Source organism: Cellvibrio sp. KY-GH-1 (genome assembly GCF_008806975.1).
GTDB lineage: Bacteria > Pseudomonadota > Gammaproteobacteria > Pseudomonadales > Cellvibrionaceae > Cellvibrio.
The window spans coordinates 4,583,251-4,609,865 of sequence record NZ_CP031728.1 but is presented as its reverse complement, the minus strand read 5'-3'; the positions used below and the strand labels follow the sequence as shown (position 1 = coordinate 4,609,865).

Annotated in this window: 34 protein-coding genes; 1 reads left to right on the top strand and 33 read right to left on the bottom strand. The window is 48.4% G+C overall.

Annotation, left to right across the window (positions count from 1 at the left end; genetic code table 11):
- Window positions 1–200: 200 nt before the first annotated feature.
- A complete protein-coding gene (uvrA, locus tag D0C16_RS19510; protein WP_151033885.1) occupies window positions 201–3,071 on the top strand; it encodes an excinuclease ABC subunit UvrA in 2,871 nt (956 codons plus the stop codon).
- Between the two features lie 467 nt (window positions 3,072–3,538).
- On the opposite strand, the gene rplQ is transcribed toward uvrA, so the two are convergent.
- From rplQ to rpoC, 33 genes are all read right to left on the bottom strand, one after another.
- The gene (rplQ, locus tag D0C16_RS19505; RefSeq protein WP_151033884.1) at window positions 3,539–3,931 is read right to left on the bottom strand and encodes a 50S ribosomal protein L17; all 393 of its coding nucleotides are present in this window, start codon (window positions 3,929–3,931) and stop codon (window positions 3,539–3,541) included.
- Between the two features lie 135 nt (window positions 3,932–4,066).
- Window positions 4,067–5,053 carry a DNA-directed RNA polymerase subunit alpha gene (gene rpoA, locus D0C16_RS19500; protein ID WP_151033883.1) on the bottom strand — a complete coding sequence of 329 codons (987 nt, stop codon included), beginning with the start codon at window positions 5,051–5,053 and terminating at the stop codon, window positions 4,067–4,069.
- Between the two features lie 26 nt (window positions 5,054–5,079).
- Window positions 5,080–5,700, bottom strand: coding sequence for a 30S ribosomal protein S4 (gene rpsD / locus D0C16_RS19495; protein ID WP_151033882.1), 621 nt, complete (start codon window positions 5,698–5,700; stop codon window positions 5,080–5,082).
- A gap of 15 nt (window positions 5,701–5,715) precedes the next feature.
- Window positions 5,716–6,111: a 30S ribosomal protein S11 gene (gene rpsK, locus D0C16_RS19490; RefSeq protein WP_151033881.1), complete on the bottom strand. Its 396-nt coding sequence runs from the start codon at window positions 6,109–6,111 to the stop codon at window positions 5,716–5,718.
- Between the two features lie 54 nt (window positions 6,112–6,165).
- Window positions 6,166–6,522: a 30S ribosomal protein S13 gene (gene rpsM / locus D0C16_RS19485; RefSeq protein ID WP_039912587.1), complete on the bottom strand. Its 357-nt coding sequence runs from the start codon at window positions 6,520–6,522 to the stop codon at window positions 6,166–6,168.
- 227 nt (window positions 6,523–6,749) lie between these two features.
- Window positions 6,750–6,866 (bottom strand): 50S ribosomal protein L36, encoded by a 117-nt coding sequence (gene rpmJ, locus D0C16_RS19480; protein WP_151033880.1) that lies wholly within the window; start codon window positions 6,864–6,866, stop codon window positions 6,750–6,752.
- Between the two features lie 21 nt (window positions 6,867–6,887).
- Window positions 6,888–8,225, bottom strand: coding sequence for a preprotein translocase subunit SecY (gene secY, locus D0C16_RS19475; protein WP_151033879.1), 1,338 nt, complete (start codon window positions 8,223–8,225; stop codon window positions 6,888–6,890).
- A 10-nt stretch (window positions 8,226–8,235) separates the two neighbouring features.
- Window positions 8,236–8,670: a 50S ribosomal protein L15 gene (gene rplO, locus D0C16_RS19470; protein WP_151033878.1), complete on the bottom strand. Its 435-nt coding sequence runs from the start codon at window positions 8,668–8,670 to the stop codon at window positions 8,236–8,238.
- A 1-nt stretch (window position 8,671) separates the two neighbouring features.
- A complete protein-coding gene (rpmD, locus tag D0C16_RS19465) occupies window positions 8,672–8,857 on the bottom strand; it encodes a 50S ribosomal protein L30 (RefSeq protein ID WP_039912583.1) in 186 nt (61 codons plus the stop codon).
- 35 nt (window positions 8,858–8,892) lie between these two features.
- Window positions 8,893–9,402: a 30S ribosomal protein S5 gene (rpsE, locus tag D0C16_RS19460; RefSeq protein WP_151033877.1), complete on the bottom strand. Its 510-nt coding sequence runs from the start codon at window positions 9,400–9,402 to the stop codon at window positions 8,893–8,895.
- 9 nt (window positions 9,403–9,411) lie between these two features.
- Window positions 9,412–9,762, bottom strand: coding sequence for a 50S ribosomal protein L18 (rplR, locus tag D0C16_RS19455; RefSeq protein WP_151033876.1), 351 nt, complete (start codon window positions 9,760–9,762; stop codon window positions 9,412–9,414).
- Between the two features lie 9 nt (window positions 9,763–9,771).
- Window positions 9,772–10,305, bottom strand: coding sequence for a 50S ribosomal protein L6 (rplF, locus tag D0C16_RS19450; protein WP_151033875.1), 534 nt, complete (start codon window positions 10,303–10,305; stop codon window positions 9,772–9,774).
- A 14-nt stretch (window positions 10,306–10,319) separates the two neighbouring features.
- The gene (gene rpsH, locus D0C16_RS19445; protein ID WP_151033874.1) at window positions 10,320–10,712 is read right to left on the bottom strand and encodes a 30S ribosomal protein S8; all 393 of its coding nucleotides are present in this window, start codon (window positions 10,710–10,712) and stop codon (window positions 10,320–10,322) included.
- A gap of 30 nt (window positions 10,713–10,742) precedes the next feature.
- On the bottom strand, window positions 10,743–11,048 hold the full coding sequence (gene rpsN, locus D0C16_RS19440) for a 30S ribosomal protein S14 (protein ID WP_151033873.1): 306 nt from the start codon (window positions 11,046–11,048) through the stop codon (window positions 10,743–10,745).
- A gap of 9 nt (window positions 11,049–11,057) precedes the next feature.
- Window positions 11,058–11,597, bottom strand: a complete 540-nt coding sequence (gene rplE, locus D0C16_RS19435) for a 50S ribosomal protein L5 (RefSeq protein ID WP_039912576.1) — start codon at window positions 11,595–11,597, stop codon at window positions 11,058–11,060.
- A 6-nt stretch (window positions 11,598–11,603) separates the two neighbouring features.
- Window positions 11,604–11,921, bottom strand: coding sequence for a 50S ribosomal protein L24 (rplX, locus tag D0C16_RS19430; RefSeq protein ID WP_039912575.1), 318 nt, complete (start codon window positions 11,919–11,921; stop codon window positions 11,604–11,606).
- 36 nt (window positions 11,922–11,957) lie between these two features.
- Window positions 11,958–12,326 (bottom strand): 50S ribosomal protein L14, encoded by a 369-nt coding sequence (gene rplN / locus D0C16_RS19425; protein ID WP_007644480.1) that lies wholly within the window; start codon window positions 12,324–12,326, stop codon window positions 11,958–11,960.
- 39 nt (window positions 12,327–12,365) lie between these two features.
- Window positions 12,366–12,632, bottom strand: a complete 267-nt coding sequence (gene rpsQ, locus D0C16_RS19420) for a 30S ribosomal protein S17 (protein ID WP_151033872.1) — start codon at window positions 12,630–12,632, stop codon at window positions 12,366–12,368.
- 2 nt (window positions 12,633–12,634) lie between these two features.
- Window positions 12,635–12,826: a 50S ribosomal protein L29 gene (gene rpmC, locus D0C16_RS19415; protein ID WP_039912572.1), complete on the bottom strand. Its 192-nt coding sequence runs from the start codon at window positions 12,824–12,826 to the stop codon at window positions 12,635–12,637.
- On the bottom strand, window positions 12,826–13,239 hold the full coding sequence (gene rplP, locus D0C16_RS19410) for a 50S ribosomal protein L16 (RefSeq protein WP_039912571.1): 414 nt from the start codon (window positions 13,237–13,239) through the stop codon (window positions 12,826–12,828). Before rplP ends, rpmC begins: the two co-directional genes overlap by 1 nt.
- Window positions 13,240–13,251: 12 nt before the next feature.
- Window positions 13,252–13,932 (bottom strand): 30S ribosomal protein S3, encoded by a 681-nt coding sequence (gene rpsC, locus D0C16_RS19405; RefSeq protein WP_039912570.1) that lies wholly within the window; start codon window positions 13,930–13,932, stop codon window positions 13,252–13,254.
- An 11-nt stretch (window positions 13,933–13,943) separates the two neighbouring features.
- A complete protein-coding gene (rplV, locus tag D0C16_RS19400; RefSeq protein ID WP_039912569.1) occupies window positions 13,944–14,276 on the bottom strand; it encodes a 50S ribosomal protein L22 in 333 nt (110 codons plus the stop codon).
- A gap of 12 nt (window positions 14,277–14,288) precedes the next feature.
- A complete protein-coding gene (rpsS, locus tag D0C16_RS19395) occupies window positions 14,289–14,567 on the bottom strand; it encodes a 30S ribosomal protein S19 (protein ID WP_039912567.1) in 279 nt (92 codons plus the stop codon).
- Between the two features lie 34 nt (window positions 14,568–14,601).
- The gene (gene rplB / locus D0C16_RS19390) at window positions 14,602–15,429 is read right to left on the bottom strand and encodes a 50S ribosomal protein L2 (RefSeq protein ID WP_151033871.1); all 828 of its coding nucleotides are present in this window, start codon (window positions 15,427–15,429) and stop codon (window positions 14,602–14,604) included.
- Between the two features lie 13 nt (window positions 15,430–15,442).
- Window positions 15,443–15,739, bottom strand: coding sequence for a 50S ribosomal protein L23 (gene rplW, locus D0C16_RS19385; RefSeq protein WP_151033870.1), 297 nt, complete (start codon window positions 15,737–15,739; stop codon window positions 15,443–15,445).
- On the bottom strand, window positions 15,736–16,350 hold the full coding sequence (gene rplD, locus D0C16_RS19380) for a 50S ribosomal protein L4 (protein WP_151033869.1): 615 nt from the start codon (window positions 16,348–16,350) through the stop codon (window positions 15,736–15,738). Before rplD ends, rplW begins: the two co-directional genes overlap by 4 nt.
- A 20-nt stretch (window positions 16,351–16,370) precedes the next feature.
- Entirely contained in the window at window positions 16,371–17,015 is a 645-nt protein-coding gene (rplC, locus tag D0C16_RS19375; RefSeq protein ID WP_151033868.1) for a 50S ribosomal protein L3, read from the bottom strand.
- A 103-nt stretch (window positions 17,016–17,118) separates the two neighbouring features.
- Window positions 17,119–17,430 (bottom strand): 30S ribosomal protein S10, encoded by a 312-nt coding sequence (rpsJ, locus tag D0C16_RS19370; protein WP_007644456.1) that lies wholly within the window; start codon window positions 17,428–17,430, stop codon window positions 17,119–17,121.
- 210 nt (window positions 17,431–17,640) lie between these two features.
- Entirely contained in the window at window positions 17,641–18,864 is a 1,224-nt protein-coding gene (gene tuf / locus D0C16_RS19365; protein ID WP_151033858.1) for an elongation factor Tu, read from the bottom strand.
- A 32-nt stretch (window positions 18,865–18,896) separates the two neighbouring features.
- The gene (gene fusA, locus D0C16_RS19360) at window positions 18,897–21,017 is read right to left on the bottom strand and encodes an elongation factor G (protein ID WP_151033867.1); all 2,121 of its coding nucleotides are present in this window, start codon (window positions 21,015–21,017) and stop codon (window positions 18,897–18,899) included.
- Between the two features lie 93 nt (window positions 21,018–21,110).
- Entirely contained in the window at window positions 21,111–21,581 is a 471-nt protein-coding gene (gene rpsG / locus D0C16_RS19355) for a 30S ribosomal protein S7 (RefSeq protein ID WP_049630925.1), read from the bottom strand.
- Window positions 21,582–21,714: 133 nt separating this feature from the next.
- The gene (rpsL, locus tag D0C16_RS19350; RefSeq protein ID WP_039913035.1) at window positions 21,715–22,086 is read right to left on the bottom strand and encodes a 30S ribosomal protein S12; all 372 of its coding nucleotides are present in this window, start codon (window positions 22,084–22,086) and stop codon (window positions 21,715–21,717) included.
- Window positions 22,087–22,351: 265 nt separating this feature from the next.
- The gene (gene rpoC, locus D0C16_RS19345) at window positions 22,352–26,575 is read right to left on the bottom strand and encodes a DNA-directed RNA polymerase subunit beta' (protein ID WP_151033866.1); all 4,224 of its coding nucleotides are present in this window, start codon (window positions 26,573–26,575) and stop codon (window positions 22,352–22,354) included.
- Window positions 26,576–26,615: the final 40 nt, after the last annotated feature.

The following is a 26,615-nucleotide window of genomic DNA, read 5'->3' as shown; positions in this document are numbered from 1 at the left end:
GCGAGAGGATCTAGCAGCTTATTATCGAAAAAGGGCGACAGTGTACCAATGCCGCCGGCGCCTCACCATAAATCCCGCACAAGTTTGCTGAAATTGCCCGCCAGCTATTTACCAAGACTTACGAACTCCTGACATCTACTGGCAACGCATTTACGTATAATCTCCTATTTTGACCAATCAACCTTGGTGGAACGCAGTAGATGGACAAAATTATTGTCAGGGGCGCACGTACCCACAACCTCAAAAATATCGACCTGGATATTCCGCGCGACAAGCTTGTCGTGATTACCGGTCCGTCCGGTTCGGGCAAGTCCTCACTCGCGTTCGACACTCTGTATGCTGAAGGTCAACGACGCTATGTGGAGTCGCTCTCGACTTACGCCCGCCAGTTCCTATCAATGATGGAAAAACCGGATGTCGATCATGTAGAAGGTTTGAGCCCGGCCATCTCGATCGAGCAGAAATCCACCTCGCACAACCCTCGTTCTACCGTGGGCACCATTACCGAGATCTACGATTACTTGCGTTTACTCTACGCCCGTGTGGGCGAGCCGCGCTGTCCGGAGCACGGTGCCCCGCTAACAGCACAAACCATTAGTGAGATGGTGGATACCGTTCTGGCAATGCCCGAAGGCACCAAGCTGATGCTACTGGCACCAATCATTCGCGATCGCAAAGGCGAGCACCTGCATGTGTTTGAGCAGTTGAAGCGCGATGGTTTTATCCGTGCGCGCATCGATGGCATCCTGTGTGATCTTGACGACACGCCCAAGCTCGACAAGAAAAAGAAACACACCGTTGAAGTGGTCATCGACCGTTTTAAAGTGCGCGAGGATTTAAAACTGCGCCTCGCCGAATCGTTTGAAACTGCGTTGAATTTATCAGAAGGTATTGCCTGCATTAACTATATGGATGGCGAAGCGCCGGATCGCCTTTTCTCCTCCAAACACGCCTGCCCTATCTGCGATTACAGCCTGAGCGAACTCGAGCCACGCCTGTTCTCGTTTAACAATCCCGCCGGTGCCTGCCCAACGTGTGACGGCTTGGGTGTGCATCAGTTTTTTGATGAAGATAAAGTCATTCAGGACACTGCTCTCAGCCTTTCTGAAGGGGCCATCCGCGGTTGGGACAAACGCAACGTTTACTATTTCCATATGCTGGCGTCGCTTGCCAAGCACTATGCCTTTAACGTGGAGACACCTTGGTCGAAACTCAAAGCCAAGCAACGCGAAGCCGTGCTCTATGGCTCAGGCGAAGAAGTGATTGAATTTAATTACATCAATGACCGCGGTGATGTGTATAAACGCAGCCATACCTTTGAAGGTGTGCTGCCCAACATGGAGCGGCGCTATCGCGATACTGAATCCAGTTCAGTGCGCGACGATTTAATTAAATTTCTCTCCACCCAGCCGTGCCCCGAATGTGAAGGCACGCGCCTACGCATTGAAGCGCGCAATGTGTTTATCGATGAACGCCCATTACCCAAAATCACCGAAATGCCGGTAGCTGATGCTTACGACTATTACATGAAGCTAAGCTTTAAAGGTCGTAAAGCGGGCATCGCCGATAAAATTCTTAAAGAGTTGCGCGATCGTTTTCGCTTCCTGGTAGACGTAGGCCTGAATTACCTCACACTTAATCGCAGCGCTGAAACATTATCCGGTGGCGAAGCGCAGCGTATTCGACTTGCCAGTCAAATCGGTGCGGGTCTTGTGGGCGTTATGTATATTCTCGATGAACCTTCGATTGGTTTACATCAGCGCGATAACGAGCGCTTGCTGAAAACACTTACCCACTTGCGCGATATCGGCAACACAGTAATCGTCGTCGAGCATGATGAAGATGCAATTCGCCTTGCAGATCACGTGATTGATATTGGCCCAGGTGCTGGCGTGCACGGCGGCCAGGTGATCGCCCAGGGTAATGTTAAGGCCATTATGGCGAATAAGCATTCGATCACTGGCCAATATCTCAGTGGCACCAAAGAAATTGCCGTCCCGGCTAAACGCAATCCAGTTAACCCAAAAGAAATGTTGCGCTTGATTGGAGCTAAAGGAAACAACTTACAGAATGTTACCCTGGAAATTCCTGTCGGATTAATGACCTGCGTAACCGGCGTATCTGGCTCGGGAAAATCAACACTGATCAATGCAACATTGCATCCGCTAGCGGCTACAGAACTTAATGGCGCAACCACACTTGATCCAGCTGAATATGAAGAGATTCAAGGGCTGGATTTATTTGATAAATGCGTGGATATCGACCAAAGCCCAATTGGCCGCACACCACGTTCGAATCCGGCAACCTACACCGGAATATTCACACCCATTCGCGAGTTATTTGCGGGCACTCAGGAATCTCGCTCACGCGGCTATCAACCCGGCCGCTTTAGCTTTAACGTGAAGGGGGGCCGCTGTGAAGCTTGCCAAGGCGATGGCGTCACCAAAGTTGAAATGCACTTTCTGCCCGATGTGTATGTACCCTGCGATGTATGCAAAGGCAAACGGTACAACCGCGAAACCCTGGATGTAAAATACAAAAACAAAAACATTAATGAAGTGCTCGACATGACAGTCGAAGATGCGCGCGATTTTTTTGATGCAGTCCCATCCATTGCCAACAAACTACAAACATTAATGGACGTAGGTTTGTCGTATATTCGTTTAGGGCAATCAGCTACTACATTATCCGGTGGTGAAGCGCAGCGGGTAAAACTAGCGAAGGAATTATCAAAACGCGATACAGGCAAGACACTTTATATTCTGGATGAACCTACTACGGGTCTGCACTTTTACGATATCCAGCAATTATTAAACGTTCTTCATAGGCTTCGTGATCACGGTAATACTGTAGTTGTGATCGAGCACAATCTTGACGTAATTAAAACAGCGGATTGGATCGTTGATTTGGGGCCAGAAGGCGGTAGCGGTGGAGGTCAAATCATTGCCACCGGAACACCGGAAGAGGTCGCCCAACTCGAATACTCTCACACAGGTCGATTCCTTAAACCTATGTTGAAATTATTGGAAGCTAAAAAGAAACCCGCGAAGGCAACCAAAACGAAAACTTGATTTATTAATCGAAAAAAGAAAAAGGGGCGTTGCAAACCGCAAGCCCCGTTGCATCCTGCGTGGGTCAACGATCATCTTGACCGCATCGGCATCCAGCCTGATTCCTCATAATCCCTGTGTGGTTACATCCTGCAACCTAACTCCTTTTCTCAACACATCCTACGTTGATCAACGTCCTGTCATTGCTATTTTACGCTTTTGAAGCACCTTAGATAGCGGACAAAATCGGAATTACTTGTGAGACATTGACTACAAGAACCCCCACCACGAAGAGTAGTAACTCAAACTTTCATAGATTGACGACTCAAAGACCAACAAATGTAACACCTCCGAGCACCGTTCTATGAAGCTCAACGCCCAAGGAAATACAAACTTTAAATTACTGTGATTAAAGAAAATGAGTGAACCAAAAATAAAAAAGGCCGGACATTTCTGTCCAGCCTCTTGTTCGAACTGTTTTTGTAGAACTACTCAGCTTCTACTGCAGACTCCAGCGCTTTAGCTGGACGATCTACCAACTCTACGTACGCCATCGGCGCTTTATCGCCAGCGCGGAAACCGCACTTAAGAATACGCACATAACCACCTGGGCGGGTAGCATAACGCTTGCCCAAATCGCTGAACAGCTTACCCACAGCAGATTTGCTCTGAATGCGCGCAGAAACCAAACGGCGGTTAGCAACTGAATCAACTTTAGCGATAGTAATCAAAGGCTCGATCACACGGCGAAGCTCTTTTGCTTTAGGCAGAGTGGTTTTAATCAACTCATGCTCAACCAAAGAAGCACTCATGTTACGAAACATAGCCTTACGATGAGAAGCATTGCGGCCTAATTGACGACCAGAGAGACGGTGACGCATATCAAAATTCCTTCAAAATGGACTGCTTTACGCAATCTCGTTAATCACCTGCACCGAAGTGAGTTACAGGCGAACTAATAATAAAACCTTGAGCAATCGCAAAAAATGCAATCACTCAAGGCTTCGTTGCTTTTTTTAGTCGTTTCTCAAACTAGCTGGAGGCCAGTTTTCCAAACGCATACCTAAAGACAAACCACGTGACGCGAGAACATCTTTAATTTCGGTCAATGATTTTTTACCTAGGTTTGGTGTCTTTAACAGCTCCACTTCAGTGCGCTGAATTAGATCACCAATGTAATAAATATTCTCTGCTTTCAGGCAGTTTGCTGAGCGAACAGTAAGCTCCAAATCATCTACCGGACGCAACAGAATCGGGTCAATAGCCTCTTCTTTTTGCTCAGGAGCAGATTGCTTCTCACCTTCAAGATCAACAAACACCGCCAATTGCTGTTGCAGAATGGTGGCCGCACGACGGATAGCCTCTTCAGGATCAATAGTGCCGTTGGTCTCGAGATCAAGAATAAGCTTATCCAAGTCAGTGCGTTGCTCTACACGAGCACTTTCAACACTGTAAGCCAAGCGCTTAACTGGGCTGAAGGACGCATCCAGTTGCAAACGTCCAATTGCACGGCTCTCATCATCATCGCGACGACGACTGTCAGCAGGCTGATAGCCACGACCGCGAGCAATGGTTAAACGCATTTTCAATTCGGTGTTGCCAGTGATATTAGCAATCACGTGATCTGGATTTTTGATTTCCACATCGTGATCAACCTGAATATCAGCAGCGGTAACAACACCTGGACCTTTTTTGGTCAAGGTAAGAACAGCATGATCCTTACCGTGCATGATAACTGCAACACCTTTGAGGTTCAGCAGGATTTCAATTACATCCTCACGTACACCTTCAATAGCACTGTACTCATGCAGCACACCTTCGATTTCCGCTTCAACAATGGCGCAACCGGCCATTGAAGAAAGCAGAATACGACGCAATGCATTGCCTAAAGTATGTCCGAAACCACGTTCTAATGGTTCCAATACGACGCGCGCGCGTGTTGGGCCATTTTCTGTTACATCGATATGACGCGGAGTTAAAAATTCGTTTACTGCAGTCTGCATAGCCACACCTGTTAGCGGATCGTCCCTTACTTGGAGTAAAGCTCGACGATGAGGTTCTCATTGATGTCAGCAGGTAAATCAATACGATCTGGAACGCGTTTGAAAACGCCTTCTTTCTTCTCGCTGTTTACGTCAACCCACTCGACGTTGCTGCGTTGGCCAGCCAAATTCATTGCGTTTTGAATACGCAATTGCTTTTTGGCCTTCTCACGCACAGAAACCACATCACCAGCAGCAACTTGATAAGAAGCAACATTTACGGTTTTACCGTTAACGCTAATTGCTTTATGAGAAACAAGTTGACGAGACTCTGCGCGTGTAGAACCGAAGCCCATACGATAAACAACGTTATCCAAACGAGCTTCTAACAATTTCAACAGGTTCTCACCAGTAGCGCCTTTACGACGCGCAGCTTCTTTGTAATAACCGCGGAATTGCTTTTCAAGAATACCGTAGATACGACGTACTTTTTGCTTTTCACGCAGCTGTACACCATAGTCAGACAGACGACCGCGACGTTGGCCATGTTGACCAGGTGCAGTTTCAATTTTGCACTTTGAATCCAGTGCGCGCGCACCGCTTTTCAGGAACAGGTCAGTTCCTTCACGGCGAGACAGTTTACAAGTTGGTCCAATATAACGAGCCATTCTCTATGCTCCCCCTTAAACGCGACGTTTTTTCGGCGGACGGCAGCCGTTGTGTGGAATCGGCGTAACGTCAGTGATGTTGGTAATTTTATAGCCAACATTATTCAAGGCACGCACCGCTGATTCGCGGCCTGGGCCCGGGCCTTTAACTTCTACGTCAAGGTTCTTCAAACCATATTCTTTTGCCGCTTCACCAGCGCGCTCTGCAGCAACCTGAGCAGCAAAAGGAGTACTTTTACGTGAACCACGGAAACCAGAACCACCAGAAGTTGCCCATGCCAAGGCATTGCCTTGACGATCAGTAATGGTAACGATGGTGTTGTTAAAAGAAGCGTGGATGTGCGCAACGCCATCAACTACCGTCTTTTTAACTTTTTTCTTGGCTGTGGTTTTATTACCTGGCTTAGCCATAGCAATTCTTCCTACTAATTTTTACCGTATGTGAATGAGATTCGCGATCAAGGCTTATTTCTTGATTGGCTTACGTGGGCCTTTACGAGTGCGAGCGTTAGTTTTGGTACGCTGACCACGCAGAGGCAAGCCACGACGATGACGCAGACCGCGATAGCAGCCCAGATCCATCAAGCGCTTGATGTTCATGTTAATTTCACGACGCAAATCACCTTCTACGGTGTGCTTGCCTACTTCAGCACGGATTGCGTCCATCTGCTCTTCAGACAGAGTGCCAATCTTAGTCTCTTCAGCAATACCGGTAGCAGCACAGATCTGCTTGGCAGTGGTACGACCAATACCATAAACATAGGTCAACGAGATAACGGCATGTTTGTTATCTGGTATGTTTACACCAGCTATACGAGCCATTCAAATTACTCCAATAACACCTAAATTGTAGCGTTGACAGCATAATAGCCACCCCGCCCCTGAACAAAAGGCGCGCAGGATAACTGCTAGTACACCATAAAGCAATAGCCAAGCGATTTCTCACTTGACGACAGTCAACGCCCCCGACGACAACAGCCACATTTGCTCCGATAAAAAACTCAGGCAGGTATATGACCTGCCTGAGTTTACCGGAGCAATCTTAGCTATTAGCCTTGACGCTGCTTGTGGCGTGGCTCAACGGCGCAAATTACACGCAAAACACCGTTACGACGAACCATCTTACAATTGCGACAAATCTTTTTAACAGAAGCACGAACTTTCATGATTCAACCTCAATACTTGGATTAGCGAGCGTTGCCGCTGCCATACCCTTTTAAATTTGATTTCTTCATCAGCGACTCATACTGATGGGACATCAAGTGGGCCTGGACCTGTGACATAAAATCCATCACAACTACTACTACAATTAGCAGAGAAGTTCCACCAAGGTAAAATGGAACACCAGTAGCCACTACGAGAAACTCTGGCAACAAGCAAACAGCAGACATATAGATTGCGCCAACTACGGTTAAACGAGTTAACACGCTATCAATATACTTCGCTGAGTGTTCTCCCGGACGAATACCGGGGATATAGGCACCAGATTTCTTCAGGTTATCTGCCACTTCCTTCGGGTTAAACATCAAAGCCGTGTAGAAGAAACAGAAAAACGTAATCAGACCTGCAAACAGAATAATGTACAAAGGCTGTCCGGGACCTATAGCCAAAGCCAACTCTTGTAAAAATTCGTTTACAACACCTTCACCTCCCTGCCCAAACCACTGCGCTATTGACGCTGGGAATAGCAGAATACTACTGGCGAAAATGGCAGGGATTACACCTGACATATTAATCTTTAACGGAAGGTGGCTACTTTGCGCGGCATATCCCTGACGACCTTGCTGACGCTTGGCATAGTTAACAGTAATCCGGCGCTGGCCGCGCTCGATACGAACCACTAACCAGATTATTGCAATTGCCAAAATACTAACAATTAGCAACGCAATAATGTGTAAGTCACCTTGTCTCGCACTCTCGAATGCTTGACCAATAGCGCTTGGCATACCAGCAACAATACCGGCGAAAATGAGCATCGAAATGCCATTACCAATACCGCGCTCAGTTACTTGCTCCCCCAGCCACATCATAAATACCGCGCCTGTCACTAATGACACAACCGCAATGAAGTAATAGGAGAAGCTAGGTTCACCACCAAATGCATAAGCAGAAAAACTTACTGCCATTGCCAGCGCTTGAACTGTTGCCAGGACTACAGTGAAGTAGCGAGTGTACTGATTGATCTTCCGACGACCAGCATCACCTTCCTTTTTCAATTGCTCCAAAGACGGAGTAACTGCCGTTAGCAACTGCATAATAATCGATGCAGAAATGTAAGGCATGATACCCAAAGCAAGAATGCTCATGCGTTCTAAAGCACCACCTGAGAACATGTTAAACATGCCAAGAATGGTGCCTTGATTTTGATTGAACAGATTCGCAATGCGCTCTGGGTCTAAACCTGGCACTGGTATGTGAGTACCAATACGATAAATCACGATTGCCAGAAACAAAAAGCGAAGACGAGCCCAAAGCTCGCCCAAGCCTCTTTGATTTGCTAATGGCAGATTACCTGAAGTTGCCATCCGCGCCTCGTTACTCTTCTACTTTTCCGCCAGCGGCTTCAATCGCTGCTTTAGCACCTTTAGTTACAGCCAGGCCTTTAACAGTGACAGCTTTTTTCACTTCACCAGAAGCGAAAATTTTCGCACGCTTGATAACCGAGCTAATCAAACCTGCTTGCTTCAAGGTTTCGATATCAACAATTGAACCTTCAACAGCATTCAATTCCGACAAACGAATCTCAGCAGTAACCATACCGATACGGGAAGTAAAACCGTATTTAGGTAAACGGATTTGCAAAGGCATTTGACCGCCTTCAAAACCTGGTCTTACTGAGCCACCTGAACGAGATTTCAAACCTTTGTGACCACGACCTGCAGTTTTACCCAAGCCGCTACCGATACCACGGCCTACACGCTTTTTAGCATGCACACGACCAGGTGCCGGACTCAGAGTATTCAGACGCATCTTATTCCCCTTCTACCTTAACCAGATAGTTGACAACATTGATCATGCCGCGAACTGAAGGAGTATCTTCAACTTCCACAGAGTGACCGATGCGACGTAAACCCAAGCCGCGTACGCAAGCTTTATGGTTCGCCAGACGGTGAGCTGTGCTCTTGATCTGGGTCACTTTAATCATTTTCTTAGACATGGTGAATTCCGCCATCTAATAATCGAACTAATCGATTAGTTCAGAATATCTTCAACAGTCTTACCGCGTTTTGCAGCAACTGCTTCAGGTGAAGTCATCTCTTTCAGCGCGTTAAACGTTGCACGAACTACGTTTACCGGGTTGGTTGAACCGTAGCACTTGGAAAGAACGTTCTGGATACCTGCAATTTCGAGGACGGCGCGCATAGCACCGCCAGCGATTACGCCGGTACCTTGTGACGCTGGTTGCATGTAAACTTTTGACGCGCCATGAACTCCTTTGGTTGGGTACTGAATGGTGTCGCCATTCAGATCAACACTGATCATGTTACGACGAGCTGCTTCCATCGCTTTTTGAATCGCAATGGGCACTTCACGTGCTTTGCCGCGGCCAAAACCTACTTTTCCATTACCATCACCAACAACAGTTAGTGCGGTGAATTGGAAGATACGACCACCTTTTACAGTTTTAGCAACACGATTAACTTGAACTAATTTTTCCTGCAAGCCTTCGTTGTTGTCTTCTTCTTTCTTAGCGTATGCCATATCTCACCTTTAGAATTCCAATCCGCCTTCACGCGCTGCATCAGCCAGAGCTTTTACGCGACCGTGGTACTTGAAACCACTGCGGTCGAAAGCTACTTGAGTGATACCAGCTGCTTTTGCGCGCTCAGCAATCAGAGCACCTACAGCTTTGGCAGCATCAGCGTTACCAGTTTTACCACTGCGCAAATCTTTATCCAGTGTGGAGGCACTCGCGAGAACGCGAGCACCATCACCAGAAATCAGCTGAGCATAGATATGGCGTGGAGAACGGTGAATGGTGAGACGTGCAGCACCTAATTCACGAATCTTGGCACGGGCACGACGTGCACGGCGAAGACGACTTTCTTTCTTATCGCTCATATCTTAGCCCTACTTCTTCTTAGCTTCTTTACGCAGTACATTTTCATCCGAATAACGAACACCTTTACCCTTATAAGGTTCTGGCTCGCGGAACGAACGAATTTCAGCAGCAACCTGACCAAGCAACTGCTTGTCAGCGCCTCTGAGTACTATTTCAGTCTGACTTGGGGTCTCAACAGTTACGCCTGCAGGCAGAGCGTAGTTAACTGGATGCGACAAACCCAAAGACAGGTTTACAGTATTGCCCTCTGCTTTAACACGATAACCCACACCAACCAGATTTAGTTTCTTTTCGAAACCCTGGCTAACGCCTTTTACCATGTTATTAACTAGCGCACGGGTAGTGCCTGCTAGCGCATCTGACTGCTTGGCGCCATCGCGCGGAGCAAAAGTGAGCACGTTGTTTTCGTGCTTGACTTCTACGTTCGCATGGACTTGCAGCGCCAATGTACCTTTGCTGCCTTTAACGGACAGAGCCTGTCCGTTAAGAGTGACAGTCACTGCAGCAGGTACTTCAACCGGACTTTTTGCAACTCGTGACATGACGATTTCCCAAATTAGAATACTGTGCAGAGGACTTCACCACCCACGCCAGCGGCACGAGCAGCACGATCAGTCATTACACCTTTACTGGTAGAAACAATTGCGATACCCAAACCACCGCGAACGGTAGGCAGCGCGGTTTTACCAGCATAATTACGTAAACCTGGACGGCTTACGCGGTCAAGCTCAACAATAACTGGCTTGCCCTCAAAATATTTCAATTCTACAGTCAGCTCTTGCTTTGGGCCTTCGCTCACTGAAAAACCATTAACATAACCCTCATCAGAGAGTACTTTTGCCACGCTTACTTTCAATTTGGAAGAAGGCATGGTTACAGAAGCTTTACCAACATTTTGCGCATTGCGAATGCGGGTCAGCATATCTGCCATTGGATCTTGCATGCTCATCAGATTCTGCTCCTAAAATTAAGCCGAGGCCTACCAGCTGGCCTTGACCAAACCGGGGACATCACCACGCATAGCGGCTTCACGCAACTTGTGACGGCACAAGCCGAACTTGCGATAAACACCGTGCGGGCGGCCAGTCACGCGGCAGCGGTTACGCTGACGAGTAGCGCTGGCATCACGAGGCATTTTTTGCAGTTTGATTTGCGCTTCCCAAACCTGCTCCTCAGAAGAAGCTGGGCTTTGGATAAGTGCTTTCAATTCTGCGCGCTTGGCAGCAAATTTTTTAACGGTTTCTGCACGTTTAGCTTCGCGTGCAATCATAGATTTTTTAGCCATGACGTCACCTTAGCCTTTGAAAGGGAAGTTAAACGCTTTCAACAACGCACGACCTTCTTCGTCAGTGCGAGCCGTTGTGGTGATACAAATATCCAGACCACGTAAACGATCTACTTTGTCGTAGTCGATTTCCGGGAAGATAATTTGTTCAGTCACACCCATTGAAAAATTGCCGCGACCATCAAATTGCTTCGGACTGATACCGCGGAAATCGCGAATACGAGGAATAGCAATAGTGATCAAGCGATCAAGGAATTCGTACATACGATCTGAGCGCAGAGTTACTTTGCAACCAATCGGCCAACCATCACGGATTTTAAAGCCCGCGATTGATTTACGCGCATTGGTAACAACCACTTTCTGACCAGCAATTTTTGTCAGATCATTAACGGCGTTTTCCAGGATCTTTTTGTCGCCAACAGCTTCGCCAACACCCATGTTAATGGTGATCTTGGTGATCTTTGGCACTTCCATTACGTTCGCCAAACCCAATTCTTCTTTGAGTTTTGGAGCGAGTTCTTTCACGTAAAGTTGTTTTAACCTAGCCATGTTTCATTACGCTCCCAGGGTTTCGCCATTGGATTTGAAAACACGAACTTTATCGCCATTTTCAAGCACTTTGAAACCTACGCGGTCAGCTTTCTTAGTTGCCGGATTATAAATAGCAACATTGGAAGCGTGAATCGCAGCTTCTTTTTCAACGATTCCACCAGCAACACCCAATTGTGGGTTTGGCTTTTGGTGTTTCTTGATGATGTTAACGCCGCTAACAATCAAACGATCTTCAGCCAATACGCGAACCACTTTACCGCGCTTGCCCTTATCACGTCCGGCGATAACAATCACTTCGTCATCACGTTTAATTTTACGCATTTATCTGCCCTCGACTCTTTGACTTGACTGAGTGCCTTACAGCACTTCTGGAGCCAAAGAAATGATTTTCATAAATTTCTCGCCGCGCAACTCACGAGTTACCGGTCCGAAAATACGGGTACCAATCGGAGCATCTTGGTTGTTCAGCAGTACGGCAGCATTATCGTCAAACTTGATTAATGAACCGTCTTGACGACGCACGCCTTTTTTGGTGCGTACAACAACTGCCTTCATTACTTGGCCTTTTTTCACCTTACCGCGAGGAATTGCTTCCTTAACGGTTACTTTGATGATGTCACCCACGGCTGCATAGCGACGGTGGGAACCGCCAAGAACCTTGATGCACATGACACGGCGGGCACCGCTGTTGTCAGCAACATCTAAGTAGCTTTCTGTTTGAATCATCGTCCGTCTCCGAAACTGACTTACAAAAGCGCGGAAGTCTTAGACTTCGGAAGCGCGCTCTTCGATTTTTACTAAAGACCAGGTCTTTGTTTTTGACAGAGGACGCGACTCAGAAACAGTCACTATGTCACCTATCTTGCACTCATTCTTTTCATCGTGCGCGTGAAGCTTGGATGATTTGGTTGAGTACTTGCCATAAAGCTCGTGCTTAACACGACGCTCAATCAACACGGTGATGGTTTTATCCATCTTGTCGCTGACAACTTTGCCAGTCAGTGTACGAGCCACTTTAGTTTCTTGAGTCATCGTTACTTACCTGCCTTTTGACTAAGCGCCGTTTTGATGCGAGCGATGTCTTTACGAACTTGCGACAGCAAGTGCGATTGGTTCAACTGGCCAGTAGAAGCTTGCATACGCAATTTGAACTGCTCTTTCAATTGTTCCAACAAGACGCCATTCAGCTCTTCGACGGATTTTTCGCGGAGTTCTGAAGCTTTCATCACATCACCGAACGTTTAACAAATGTTGTTGTAATTGGCAATTTAGCCGCGGCAAGAGCGAAGGCTTCACGAGCTAATTCCTCGCTTACACCATCCATTTCGTAAAGAACTTTGCCAGGGCGAATTTGCGCTACCCAGTATTCAACACCACCTTTACCGCTACCCATACGAACTTCGAGTGGTTTAGCTGTAATCGGCTTATCGGGGAATACACGGATCCAGATTTTTCCGCCACGCTTAACGTGACGAGTCATCGCACGACGTGCTGCTTCGATTTGACGCGCAGTAATGCGACCGCGACCAGTTGCTTTCAAGCCGAAATCACCAAAGCTAACTTTGGAGCCACGTTGGGCTAAGCCGCGATTGCGGCCTTTCATCTGCTTGCGAAACTTTGTACGCTTAGGTTGTAACATGATGCGTACCCCTTACTTGGACTTAGCGGCTTTTTTCTTGGACGCTGCTTCGGTTTCTACAACATCACCGATAACTTCGCCTTTGAAAATCCACACTTTCACACCAATGATACCGTAGGTGGTGCTCGCTTCTGCAGTTGCATAATCGATGTCTGCACGCAGAGTGTGCAGAGGCACACGACCTTCGCGATACCATTCACTACGAGCGATCTCGGCACCACCCAAGCGGCCACCCACTTGAATTTTGATACCTTCAGCGCCTTGACGCATAGCATTTTGTACCGCGCGCTTCATAGCGCGACGGAACATAACACGACGCTCAAGTTGCTGAGCCACGCCTTGTGCCACTAAAGCTGCATCCAAATCAGGCTTGCGGATCTCTTCAATATTAATATGAACAGGCACGCCCATTTGCTTGCTAACTTCAGCGCGCAACTTATCAACATCTTCACCTTTTTTACCGATCACAATGCCTGGACGGGCAGTGTGAATAGTAATGCGCGCAGTATTAGCGGGGCGTTCAATATCAACGCGGCTAACTGACGCACTAGCAAGTTTGTCCTGAATGTACGCACGTACTTTCAAGTCGATGTTGAGTTTGTCTGCGTACTCGGTGCCATCGGCATACCATACAGAGGTATGCTTTTTGATGATCCCGAGACGAATACCGTTTGGATGTACTTTCTGACCCATAACGCGCTCTCTTACTTATCGGCTACTTTAACGGTGATATGACAAGTACGTTTGGTAATACGATCTGCACGGCCTTTGGCACGTGGCTTAATGCGCTTCAGGCTTACACCCTCATCCACAAAAATCGTTTTTACTTTCAACTCATCAACATCAGCGCCTTCGTTATGCTCAGCATTTGCAATTGCAGATTCGAGCACTTTCTTGATAATTGCGGCACCTTTTTTAGTGCTAAACGCAAGAATATCAAGCGCGTCTTCAACGCCTTTACCGCGAATTTGATCAGCAACCAAACGCGCTTTTTGCGCCGACAGACGAGCACCGCTTAATTTTGCTGCTACTTCCATCGTATACCTCGATTAGCGTTTTTTCGCTTTCTTATCAGCGGCATGGCCACGATAAGTGCGGGTTGCGGCAAATTCGCCCAGCTTGTGGCCAACCATTTCTTCGTTAACCAAAACCGGAACGTGTTGACGACCATTGTGTACAGCCAAGGTCAGTCCTACCATTTCCGGCATGATCATGGAACGGCGAGACCAAGTCTTGATTGGACGACGATCATTGCTCGCGATAGCGGCTTCGACCTTCTTAATCAGGTGAAGGTCGATGAAAGGACCTTTTTTCAGTGAACGTGGCACTGTCTCTTCCTCTATTCAGCTGTTAAGTCGGCGCTTATTTCTTGTCGCGACGACGAACAATCATGTTATCGGTGCGCTTGTTACTGCGCGTTTTGTAACCCTTGGTTGGAACACCCCATGGTGATACTGGATGACGACCACCAGAAGTACGACCTTCACCACCACCCATTGGGTGATCGACCGGGTTCATCGCAACACCGCGAACAGTAGGACGAATGCCTAACCAACGTTTTGCACCAGCCTTGCCCAATGAACGCAAGTTGTGTTCATTGTTAGAAACTTCGCCAAGCGTTGCACGACAATCACTCAAGACCTTACGCATTTCACCGCTGCGCAAACGCAAAGTTGCATAAGCACCATCGCGCGCAACCAACTGAGCAGAAGCACCAGCAGAGCGAGCAATCTGAGCACCTTTACCAGGCTTCAATTCAACGCAGTGAATTGTACTACCCAACGGGATGTTACGAATTGGCAAGGTATTACCCGCTTTAATAGCTGCGGCATTACCCGACTCAATTTTGTCACCAGCGCTCAAACCTTTGGGCGCAATGATGTAGCGACGCTCACCATCTGCATAGCAAACCAGAGCAATATAAGCGGTACGATTTGGATCGTACTCAATACGCTCAACAGTTGCAGGAATGCCGTCTTTATTGCGACGAAAATCTACTACACGGTAATGCTGCTTATGGCCGCCCCCAACGTGTCGAGTAGTAATTCTACCGGCGTTATTACGACCACCCGACTTGGATTTCTTCTCCAACAGCGGCGCGTAAGGGTCACCCTTGTACAAATCAGGGTTAACAACTTTTACTACAAAGCGACGACCAGGAGAGGTTGGTTTACATTTTACAATTGACATATCAACGTTCCCCTTACTCAGCTACCGCAAAGTCGATTTCTTGACCTTGCTCAAGACGAACATACGCTTTTTTCCAGTCGGATCTTTTACCGATACCGTAGCGTGTACGCTTGGTTTTACCCTTAACGTTCAATACACGTACAGACTCAACTTTGGCGTTGAACAGTGCTTGAACCGCGGCTTTAATTTCCAACTTATTAGCATCAGCCAATACTTTGAAAACCACTTGATTACCAGACTCACCAGCTGCTGCTGACTTCTCAGACACCACTGGACCTAGCAACACTTTATAAATGCGTTCTTGGTTCATCCCAGGATCTCCTCAAATTTTTTCAGAGCAGGAACAGTGACAACAACTTTATCGAAGCCAATCAGACTTACCGGGTCAACACCTTGCACATCAATCACACCGATTTTGTGCAGATTGCGTGAAGCAAGAAACAGGTTTTCACTCATCTCTTCAGTAACGATCAACGCTTCAGTCAAGTTAAATTGCGCCAGCTTTTGCACCAATGCTTTAGTTTTTGGTGCATCAACATCAAAGCTTTCAACAACAATCAAACGCTCCTGGCGATTCAACTCAGCCAGAATGCACTGCAATGCAGCACGGTACATTTTCTTGTTCAGCTTTTGTTCGAAATTACGAGGCTTAGCTGCGAAAGTCGCACCACCGCCACGCCAGATTGGGCTGCGAATAGTACCAGCACGAGCGCGGCCAGTACCTTTTTGACGCCAAGGCTTTTTGCCACCGCCAGACACTTCAGCGCGAGTTTTTTGCGCTTTAGTACCCTGACGAGCACCTGCCAAATAGGCAACTACCGCTTGGTGAACCAAGTCTTGGTTAAACTCTCTACCGAACGCCACTTCAGATACTGAAACAGTACCCTGTGTGCCGCCAGGACTAACAATATTTAATTCCATGGTCGTTTTCCCCCGGACAATTAACCGTTAGAGCGCGCTTTAACAGCAGGACGCACAATAACGTCGCCACCTGGAGCACCAGGAATAGCACCCTTAACAAGAATCAGGTTACGCTCAGCATCAACGCGAACGATCTCGAGATTCTGGACGGTTACACGCTCAGCACCCAAGTGACCAGACATTTTCTTGTTTTTGAATACGCGACCGGGAGATTGACACTGGCCATTCGAGCCAGGAACGCGGTGTGAGCGAGAGTTGCCGTGAGTGGCATCTTGCATACCGAAGTTCCAACGCTTAACAGTACCAGCGAAACCTTTACCTTTGGAGGTACCGGTAACATCGATAATTTGACCTGCGGAGAAAGACTCTACAGTGATCGATGCACCTACTTCGAATGCTTCTTGAGCATCGTTACGCAATTCATATGAAGCATGACCAGCCTCAACATTTGCCTTGGCAAAGTGACCAGCTTCTGACTTGGTAACACGGGAGGCACGACGAGAGCCAACAGTCACTTGCACAGCAGCGTAACCATCAACTTCGACGCTCTTAACCTGAGTAATGCGATTAGGAGCAACCTCAATCACAGAAACAGGGATGGAAACACCATCATCGGTAAATACACGAGTCATACCGCTTTTGCGGCCGACAATACCAATCGTCATTTTACTAACCTCTTAGTGTACGGGGCTTTTACCCGCTATGGCCGCCCATTTCAGAGCGTTACACAGTCCGGAACGCACCTGCGCCCGAACATTAAACATTTACTTAGCCGAGACTAATTTGAACTTCAACACCAGCAGCCAGATCCAGCTTCATAAGTGCATCAACAGTTTTTTCAGTAGGCTCAACAATATCCAGCAAACGCTTATGTGTACGGATCTCGTATTGATCACGCGCGTCTTTATTAACGTGCGGGGAAATCAATACAGTGAAGCGCTCTTTACGAGTCGGCAGCGGAATCGGACCGCGCACTTGAGCACCTGTACGCTTTGCTGTTTCGACGATCTCTTGAGTTGAGGCGTCAATAAGCTTGTGATCAAAAGCCTTCAGGCGAATTCTAATGCGTTGATTCTGCATGTGAACCAAACTCCAGTTGTTTGTTTAAAGAACTTCCAGTAAGCCAAGATAAAACCACCCCGGCGAAAGGAGGCGCAATTCTAAGGGCGACTTATTGACCTGTCAACAAATAAACAGATTAACTGCGATTATTTTGATCAAACCAAAAACAACCCGATTCATATAAAATAAAAGGCGGGCATATGCCCGCCTTTTTTACACTCAGATTAATTACTGAATGATTTTGGCAACAACGCCAGCACCAACAGTACGACCACCTTCACGGATAGCAAAACGCAGACCGTCTTCCATCGCGATTGGGTGAATCAGGGTAACAACCATCTTGATGTTGTCACCTGGCATAACCATTTCTACACCTTCCGGCAACTCTACTGCACCAGTTACGTCAGTAGTACGGAAGTAGAACTGTGGACGATAGCCCTTGAAGAATGGAGTGTGACGACCACCTTCTTCTTTGGACAGAACGTACACTTCCGCTTCAAACTTGGTGTGCGGAGTTACAGAGTTCGGCTTACACAGAACCTGACCACGCTCAACGTCATCGCGCTTAGTACCGCGCAACAGAACACCAACGTTCTCACCAGCACGACCTTCGTCGAGCAACTTGCGGAACATTTCAACACCAGTACAGGTGGTTTTTTGAGTGTCTTTCAAGCCAACGATTGAAATCTCTTCGCCAACTTTAACAATGCCGCGCTCTACACGACCAGTTACCACAGTACCACGACCAGAGATAGAGAATACGTCTTCTACTGGCATCAGGAATGGCTGATCGATTGCACGTACTGGCTCTGGAATGTAGCTATCCAGAGACTCAACCAGCTTACGCACAGCGGAAGTACCCAGACCGTTGTCGTCCTGGCCGTTCAACGCCATCAATGCAGAACCTGCAATGATTGGAGTATCGTCACCTGGGAAGTCGTAAGTAGACAGAAGCTCACGCAATTCCATCTCTACCAATTCCAGCATTTCGTTGTATTCGTCAGTGCCTACACCGCCGCAGTCTTCAGCCAGCAGGTCAGCCTTGTTCAGGAACACCACAATGTAAGGAACACCCACTTGGCGAGACAGCAGGATGTGCTCACGGGTTTGCGGCATTGGACCATCGGTCGCACCACACACCAGAATCGCACCGTCCATCTGAGCAGCACCGGTAATCATGTTCTTCACATAGTCGGCGTGGCCTGGGCAGTCAACGTGTGCGTAGTGGCGAGTTGGAGAGTCATACTCTACGTGAGAAGTGTTAATGGTAATACCACGAGCTTTTTCTTCCGGTGCATTATCGATACCGTCATAAGCTACGAAGCTACCGCCCCAGCTCTCTGCACACACTTTGGTCAAAGCTGCGGTCAGAGTGGTTTTACCATGGTCAACGTGACCGATGGTGCCCACGTTGACGTGGGGCTTGTTACGTTCAAACTTTTCTTTAGCCACTTTTCTATTCCTCCAAAAGATGAAATATCAAACTATTCGTAATCTCGGATCATTTTGCCCTTTGCAATAATCTCTTCAGCGACATTGCGCGAGGCCTCCTGATACTTCAGGAATTCCATGGTGTAGGTTGCACGCCCCTGAGTTGCTGAACGCAACGAGGTCGCATAACCAAACATTTCCGCCAGCGGGACTTCAGCATTAACGACCTTGCCGCTCACACTTTCATCCATACCGAGGATCATGCCGCGACGACGATTTAAGTCACCAACAACATCACCCATGTTCTCTTCCGGGGTAACCACTTCTACTTTCATGATGGGCTCTAGCAGAACCGCACCACCCTGCTGGGCCAGCTTCTTGGTCGCCATAGACGCCGCGATTTTAAACGCCATTTCTGACGAGTCAACGTCGTGGTACGAACCATCAAAGACAGTTGCCTTCAGGCCAAGCAGCGGGTAACCGGCCAAAACGCCATTTTGCATTTGTTCGGCAATACCCTTCTGGATAGCAGGTACATATTCTTTGGGGACAACACCACCAACGATTTCGTTTACAAACTCGAGGCCCTCAGCACTTTCGTCTGCACCCGGTTCGAAACGAATCCAACAGTGACCGTACTGACCACGGCCACCCGACTGACGAACAAACTTGCCCTCGATTTCACACTTGTTGCGAATAGCCTCGCGGTAAGCCACCTGTGGCTTACCAATATTCGCCTCAACGCTAAATTCGCGACGCATACGATCGACGATAATATCCAGGTGCAACTCACCCATGCCGCCAATAATGGTCTGACCAGTCTCTTCATCAGTTTTAACACGAAACGAAGGGTCCTCCTGAGCCAGTTTACTCAGAGCAACGCCCATTTTTTCTTGATCAGCCTTGGTCTTTGGCTCCACCGCAACATGAATTACCGGCTCCGGAAAATCCATGCGCTCCAGCACAATAATATTGTTTTGATCGCACAGGGTATCACCTGTAGTCACATCCTTCAGGCCGATAACCGCGGCAATATCGCCCGCCAAAACCTCTTTAATTTCCGAGCGCTGGTTTGCATGCATCTGCACCATACGACCAACACGCTCGCGACGCCCCTTAACCGAGTTATATACCGCATCCCCGGAACTCAACATGCCCGAATAAACACGAATAAAGGTCAAGCTTCCCACAAAAGGGTCAGTAGCAATCTTAAAGGCCAACGCTGAAAATGGATCGTCGTCATTTGCATGACGCTCAGCAACCGTTTCACCATCTTCCAACACCCCCTCGATAGCCTTAACCTCAGTAGGGGATGGCAGGTATTCAATCACAGCATCCAGCATCGCCTGGACACCCTTATTCTTGAACGCAGAGCCGCCAATAACCGGTATAACCTCACCAGCCAAAGTACGCGCACGAATGCCCGCCTTTATTTCTATCTCAGACAATTCTTCGCCACCGAGATACTTTTCCATCAACTCTTCTGATGACTCAGCCGCAGCCTCAACTATTTGTTCGCGCATTTTTTCACACTGCGCCAACAAATCAGCTGGAATTGACTGGTATTCAAAAGTCATTCCTTGATCAGCCTCACTCCAAATAATGGCCTGCATTTTTACAAGATCAACAACCCCCTTAAATTGGTCTTCAGCACCAATCGTCATTTGCAGGGGAACTGGATTGGCACCCAAACGGGTTTTGAGCTGCTCGATAACACGCAAGTAACTCGCACCAGTGCGATCCATCTTGTTAACAAACACAATGCGTGGAACTTCGTATTTATTGGCCTGACGCCAGACCGTTTCAGTTTGAGGCTGAACACCCGAAGAGCCGCAGAGCACAACCACCGCCCCATCAAGCACGCGCAAAGAGCGCTCCACTTCAATGGTGAAGTCTACGTGACCGGGAGTATCAATTACGTTAACGCGATGCTCGTCGAATTGGCCGGCCATACCTTTCCAGAAGGTAGTAATAGCAGCAGATGTAATAGTGATGCCACGCTCCTGCTCCTGCACCATCCAATCGGTGGTGGCAGCGCCATCATGCACTTCGCCAATTTTATGCGACAAACCGGTATAAAAAAGAACGCGCTCAGTGGTGGTAGTTTTACCAGCATCCACGTGCGCACAAATACCAATATTGCGGTAGCGTGCTATGGGAGTTTTACGCGCCACGGCTGTGCTTCCTCAATTACAAATTCTTTAAAAAAGGCAAAGGCAGCCATGCTGCCTTTAACCCTCACCCAGATAAGTCGAAGCCATTCCCACTTAGAAGCGGAAATGAGAGAACGCTTTGTTCGCTTCAGCCATACGGTGTACGTCTTCACGCTTCTTCACCGCAGCACCCTTACCTTGAGCAGCATCCATCAACTCACCTGCCAAACGAGCAGGCATGGACTTTTCACCGCGCTTGCGCGAGTAATCCACCAACCAGCGCATTGCCAAAGCGGTGCGACGAGATGCGCGAACTTCGACAGGCACTTGATAAGTAGCACCACCCACACGGCGAGATTTAACTTCAACCAATGGAGCGATGTTTTCGAGAGCCTCAGAGAAAACCTCCAAAGGATCACGATTCAATTTGGTTTTAACGATATCCATAGCACCATAAATAATGCGCTCTGCTACCGACTTTTTTCCACTAATCATTACGTGGTTCATGAATTTCGCCAGAGTCACGTTACCGAACTTTGGATCCGGCAGCGTTTCGCGCTTGGCGACGACACGTCTTCTTGGCATTTTAAAAGCCTCTCTTCAGGAATTTCCCAAGACAACCCTATAAACCCTATTGCTTACAGCTTGCTTGGCCTTACTCGGTTAAACCGAAAACATTAACGAACTAAAACAGGCGGCGGATACTATCCGCCAGCTATTACTTAGGACGTTTCGCACCGTATTTGGAGCGACCTTGTTTACGCTTGGCAACACCGGAAGTATCCAGTGAACCGCGTACAGTGTGGTAACGCACACCTGGCAAGTCTTTAACACGACCACCACGAATCAGCACCACGCTGTGCTCTTGCAAGTTATGGCCTTCACCGCCGATATACGAGGTCACTTCAAAGCCATTGGTTAAACGTACGCGACATACTTTACGTAGTGCCGAGTTTGGCTTTTTAGGGGTAGTCGTATACACGCGAGTGCAAACACCGCGTCTTTGCGGGTTACCTTGCAGAGCTGGAACGTCACTCTTGTCTACGATGGGTTTTCTTGGCTTACGAATCAATTGATTGATCGTTGGCATGAAAACAAACTCCATAGATATTCGCCTTCATCACGAAGGCAGGTTTAAGAAAGCGGTTTAAAAAAACAGACCAGCTTCCCACTTGGGTAAAAGTGGGTGGCGCATTGTAAAGATGCACCCACCCACCGTCAAGGCAAAACCCGCTTATTTAATAGCCTTATCCATCGACACGGGCTGATAAAAAAGCAAGGCTGGGGACGCCAGCCTTGCTTGGGTTTTGCATTGGGCGAAAAAGCTCGCCCACACCTCAGCAGTTGATCAAGTTTTAGTTAATGCTTGATTTCAATGCCTCAGTTAATGCTGCTTCAACATCTTCTGCGCTTACACCGACGTCCTGGTTAGCAGCTTCTTCACGGCGACGCTTGCGGTCTGAGTGATAAGCCAAACCAGTGCCTGCTGGAATCAGACGCCCCACTACCACGTTCTCTTTCAAGCCGCGCAGGGTATCTTTCTTGCCGGTTACCGCCGCTTCGGTCAGTACGCGGGTTGTTTCTTGGAAGGATGCAGCAGAGATGAACGACTCGGTCGCCAAAGACGCCTTGGTAATACCTAACAGCTGACGTTCATAGTTGGCTGGTTGACGCGCTTCTGCACGGAGTTTTTCGTTCTCCTCCAACAGTTGGTTGTATTCAACCTGCTCACCTTTAACGAAAGTAGAGTCACCCATGGTAGTGATTTCAACTTTGCGCAACATTTGACGGACGATAGTCTCAATGTGCTTATCATTGATCTTCACACCTTGCAGGCGATAAACGTCCTGGATTTCGTTAGTGATGTAACGAGCCAGAGCCTCAACACCCTGCAAACGCAGAATGTCGTGTGGGTTGGCCGGGCCGTCAGACACAACCTCACCTTTGGCAACCATTTCGCCCTCGAACACAGTGAGTTGGCGGTGCTTTGGAATTAGCACTTCGTAATGCGTTGAGCCATCGTCCAACACCTGACCATCTGTTGGGGTAATGATTAAGCGGCGCTTGCCCTTAGTTTCTTTACCAAAACTAACGGTACCACTAATTTCCGCCAGAATTGACGGCTCTTTTGGACGGCGGGCTTCGAACAAGTCAGCAACGCGCGGCAGACCACCGGTGATGTCACGGGTCTTGGAGCCTTCTTGTGGAATACGCGCAATAATGTCACCCACGTTGATGCTATCGCTGTTATTGATACTCAATATTGCTTTGGCAGGCAGCATGTAGTGCGCCGGCACATTGGTGTTCGCCAGGAACAGCTCTTTGCCTTTGGCATCAACCAGAGTTACCGCTGGGCGCAAATCCTTACCCGCGGATGGACGCTCAGCCGGATCCAGAATCTCGATAGAGCTCAAACCAGTCAACTCGTCGGTTTGACGACGAATAGAAAGGCCGTCTTCCATACCGGAGAAAGCAACAGTACCCGCCACTTCCGATACGATCGGGTGGGTATGTGGGTCCCACTTGGCAATGACTTGACCGCCTTTTACGGCTTCGCCGTCTTTAACAGTAATCAATGCGCCGTAAGGAATCTTGTAACGCTCACGCTCACGACCGCTGGCATCAGCAATCGCCAACTCACCGGAACGGGAAACAGCAACCAGATTGCCAGCAGGATTGCTAACCACTTTAACGTTCAGCAAGCGCACAGTACCTTCTTGCTTTACTTGTACGCTATCTGCTGCGGATGCTCGCGATGCAGCACCACCGATATGGAAGGTACGCATGGTCAGCTGGGTACCTGGCTCACCGATTGACTGGGCCGCGATAACACCAACTGCCTCACCCACGTTAACGCGATGACCACGGGCCAAATCGCGACCGTAACACATAGAACAGATACCGCTGCGCGCTTCACAAGTAATTGGTGAACGCACCAATACTTCGTCGATACCCATTTCTTCAATACGACCAACCCAGGCTTCATCAATCATGGTGCCAGCTGGAACCAGAATCTCATCGCTGCCCGGACGAATGACATCGCGCGCCACCACGCGACCGAGGATACGGTCACCCAGAGATTCGATTACGTCACCGCCTTCAATTACCGGCGACATGGTCAGACCTTCATCGGTACCACAGTCCTGCAGGGTAACTACCAGGTCCTGGGCAACGTCAACCAAACGACGGGTCAAGTAACCTGAGTTAGCGGTTTTCAAGGCGGTATCCGCCAAACCTTTACGCGCACCGTGGGTAGAAATAAAGTACTGAAGTACGTTCAAGCCTTCACGGAAGTTTGCCTTAATAGGTGTCTCGATAATCGAGCCATCTGGACGCGCCATCAATCCACGCATACCTGCCAACTGACGGATCTGAGCGGGCGAACCGCGCGCACCTGAATCGGCATACATAAATACTGAGTTGAAAGAAGGCTGCAGCTCTTCCACACCATCGCGGTTTATGACAGCTTCTTTGGAAATACCTTCCATCATCGATTTAGCTACCAGGTCGTTAGCGCGCGACCAGATATCGATAACTTTGTTGTACTTCTCACCTTGGGTAACCAGACCTGAGGCGTATTGGGTTTCAATTTCTTTTACTTCAGCATCAGCGCGAGCAATGATGTCAGCTTTGGCAGCTGGAATAGTAAAGTCGTTAACGCCGATTGATGAGCCTGACTTAGTAGAGAAGTCGTAGCCCATGTACATCAAACGGTCAGCAAAAATAACGGTCGCCTTCAACCCTACAACACGGTAGCAATAGTTGATTGCAGCCGAAATAGCCTTTTTCACCATCGGACGGTTGATCATTTCCAACGGCATACCTGGTGGTACTATTTCCCACAAAAGTACACGGCCAACGGTAGTGCTTACCAATTTAACCGTAGTGGTTTTTTCACCCTCTTCGCCAATAAGTGTTTCGCTCAGGCGCACCTTAATACGCGCCTGCAAATCAACCTGCTTGGAGTAGTATGCGCGCGATACCTCGGCAGTATCAGCAAATACCATGTTTTCGCCTTTCGCATTAACACGGTCGCGAGTCATCCAGTACAAACCCAATACCACGTCTTGGGAAGGAACGATGATTGGTTCGCCTGACGCTGGAGACAGGATGTTATTGGTAGACATCATTAGCGCACGCGCCTCCAACTGAGCTTCAAGAGTCAGGGGAACGTGAACTGCCATCTGGTCACCGTCGAAGTCCGCGTTATACGCAGAACAAACGAGCGGGTGGAGCTGAATCGCTTTACCTTCAATCAGTACCGGCTCAAACGCCTGGATACCAAGACGGTGAAGTGTTGGTGCACGGTTCAGCAGTACTGGATGCTCACGGATTACTTCGTCGAGGATATCCCACACTACCGCTTCTTCGCGCTCTACCATTTTCTTGGCAGCTTTAATGGTGGTAGCCAAGCCGCGCAATTCAAGTTTGCTGAAAATAAACGGCTTGAACAATTCCAGAGCCATTTTCTTCGGCAGACCGCACTGATGCAGACGCAGGGTTGGACCTACTACGATTACCGAACGACCAGAGTAGTCAACGCGCTTACCGAGCAGGTTTTGACGGAAACGACCTTGCTTACCTTTGATCATGTCAGCCAAGGATTTCAGCGGACGCTTGTTCGATCCGGTGATCGCACGACCACGACGACCGTTATCCAACAATGCATCTACCGCTTCTTGCAGCATACGTTTTTCGTTGCGCACGATAATGTCTGGCGCATTCAAATCCAGCAGGCGCTTCAAACGGTTGTTACGGTTGATCACGCGGCGGTACAAATCGTTCAGGTCAGACGTCGCAAAACGACCGCCATCCAATGGAACCAATGGACGCAAGTCAGGCGGCAATACTGGCAACACCTCCATTACCATCCACTCCGGTTTGTTACCGGAGAAGAAGAATGCTTCCAGCAGCTTCAAGCGCTTGGAGTACTTTTTAATTTTAGTTTCACTGGTGGTGTTTGGAATTTCTTCGCGCAGGCGTTGAATTTCTGATTCCAAATCGATAGCACGCATCAGAGTCTGAATCGCTTCAGCCCCCATTTGCGCTTCGAACTCATCGCCAAACTCTTCCATGGCCTCGAAGTATTGCTCGTCAGTGAGCAATTGGCCGCGCTCCAGCGTAGTCATCCCCGGTTCGGTTACTACGTAGGATTCAAAATAGAGTACGCGCTCGATATCACGCAGGGTCATATCCAGCAGCAAACCGATACGGCTCGGGAGTGATTTCAGGAACCAGATGTGAGCAACCGGGCTCGCCAGTTCAATGTGGCCCATGCGCTCGCGACGCACTTTAGCCAAGGTCACTTCCACACCGCACTTTTCACAAATAATGCCGCGATGCTTCATGCGCTTGTATTTACCGCACAAGCACTCGTAATCTTTTACCGGGCCAAAGATCTTGGCGCAAAATAGACCTTCGCGCTCTGGCTTGAAGGTACGGTAGTTAATGGTCTCTGGCTTTTTCACTTCGCCAAACGACCAGGAACGAATCATTTCAGGTGATGCCAAGCTAATACGAATAGAGTCGAACTCTTCGACTTGTCCCTGGGACTTGAGCAAATTCAGTAAGTCTTTCAAGGCGCTTTCTCCTGTTGGCTCCGGGGAGCTTTCATTAAAC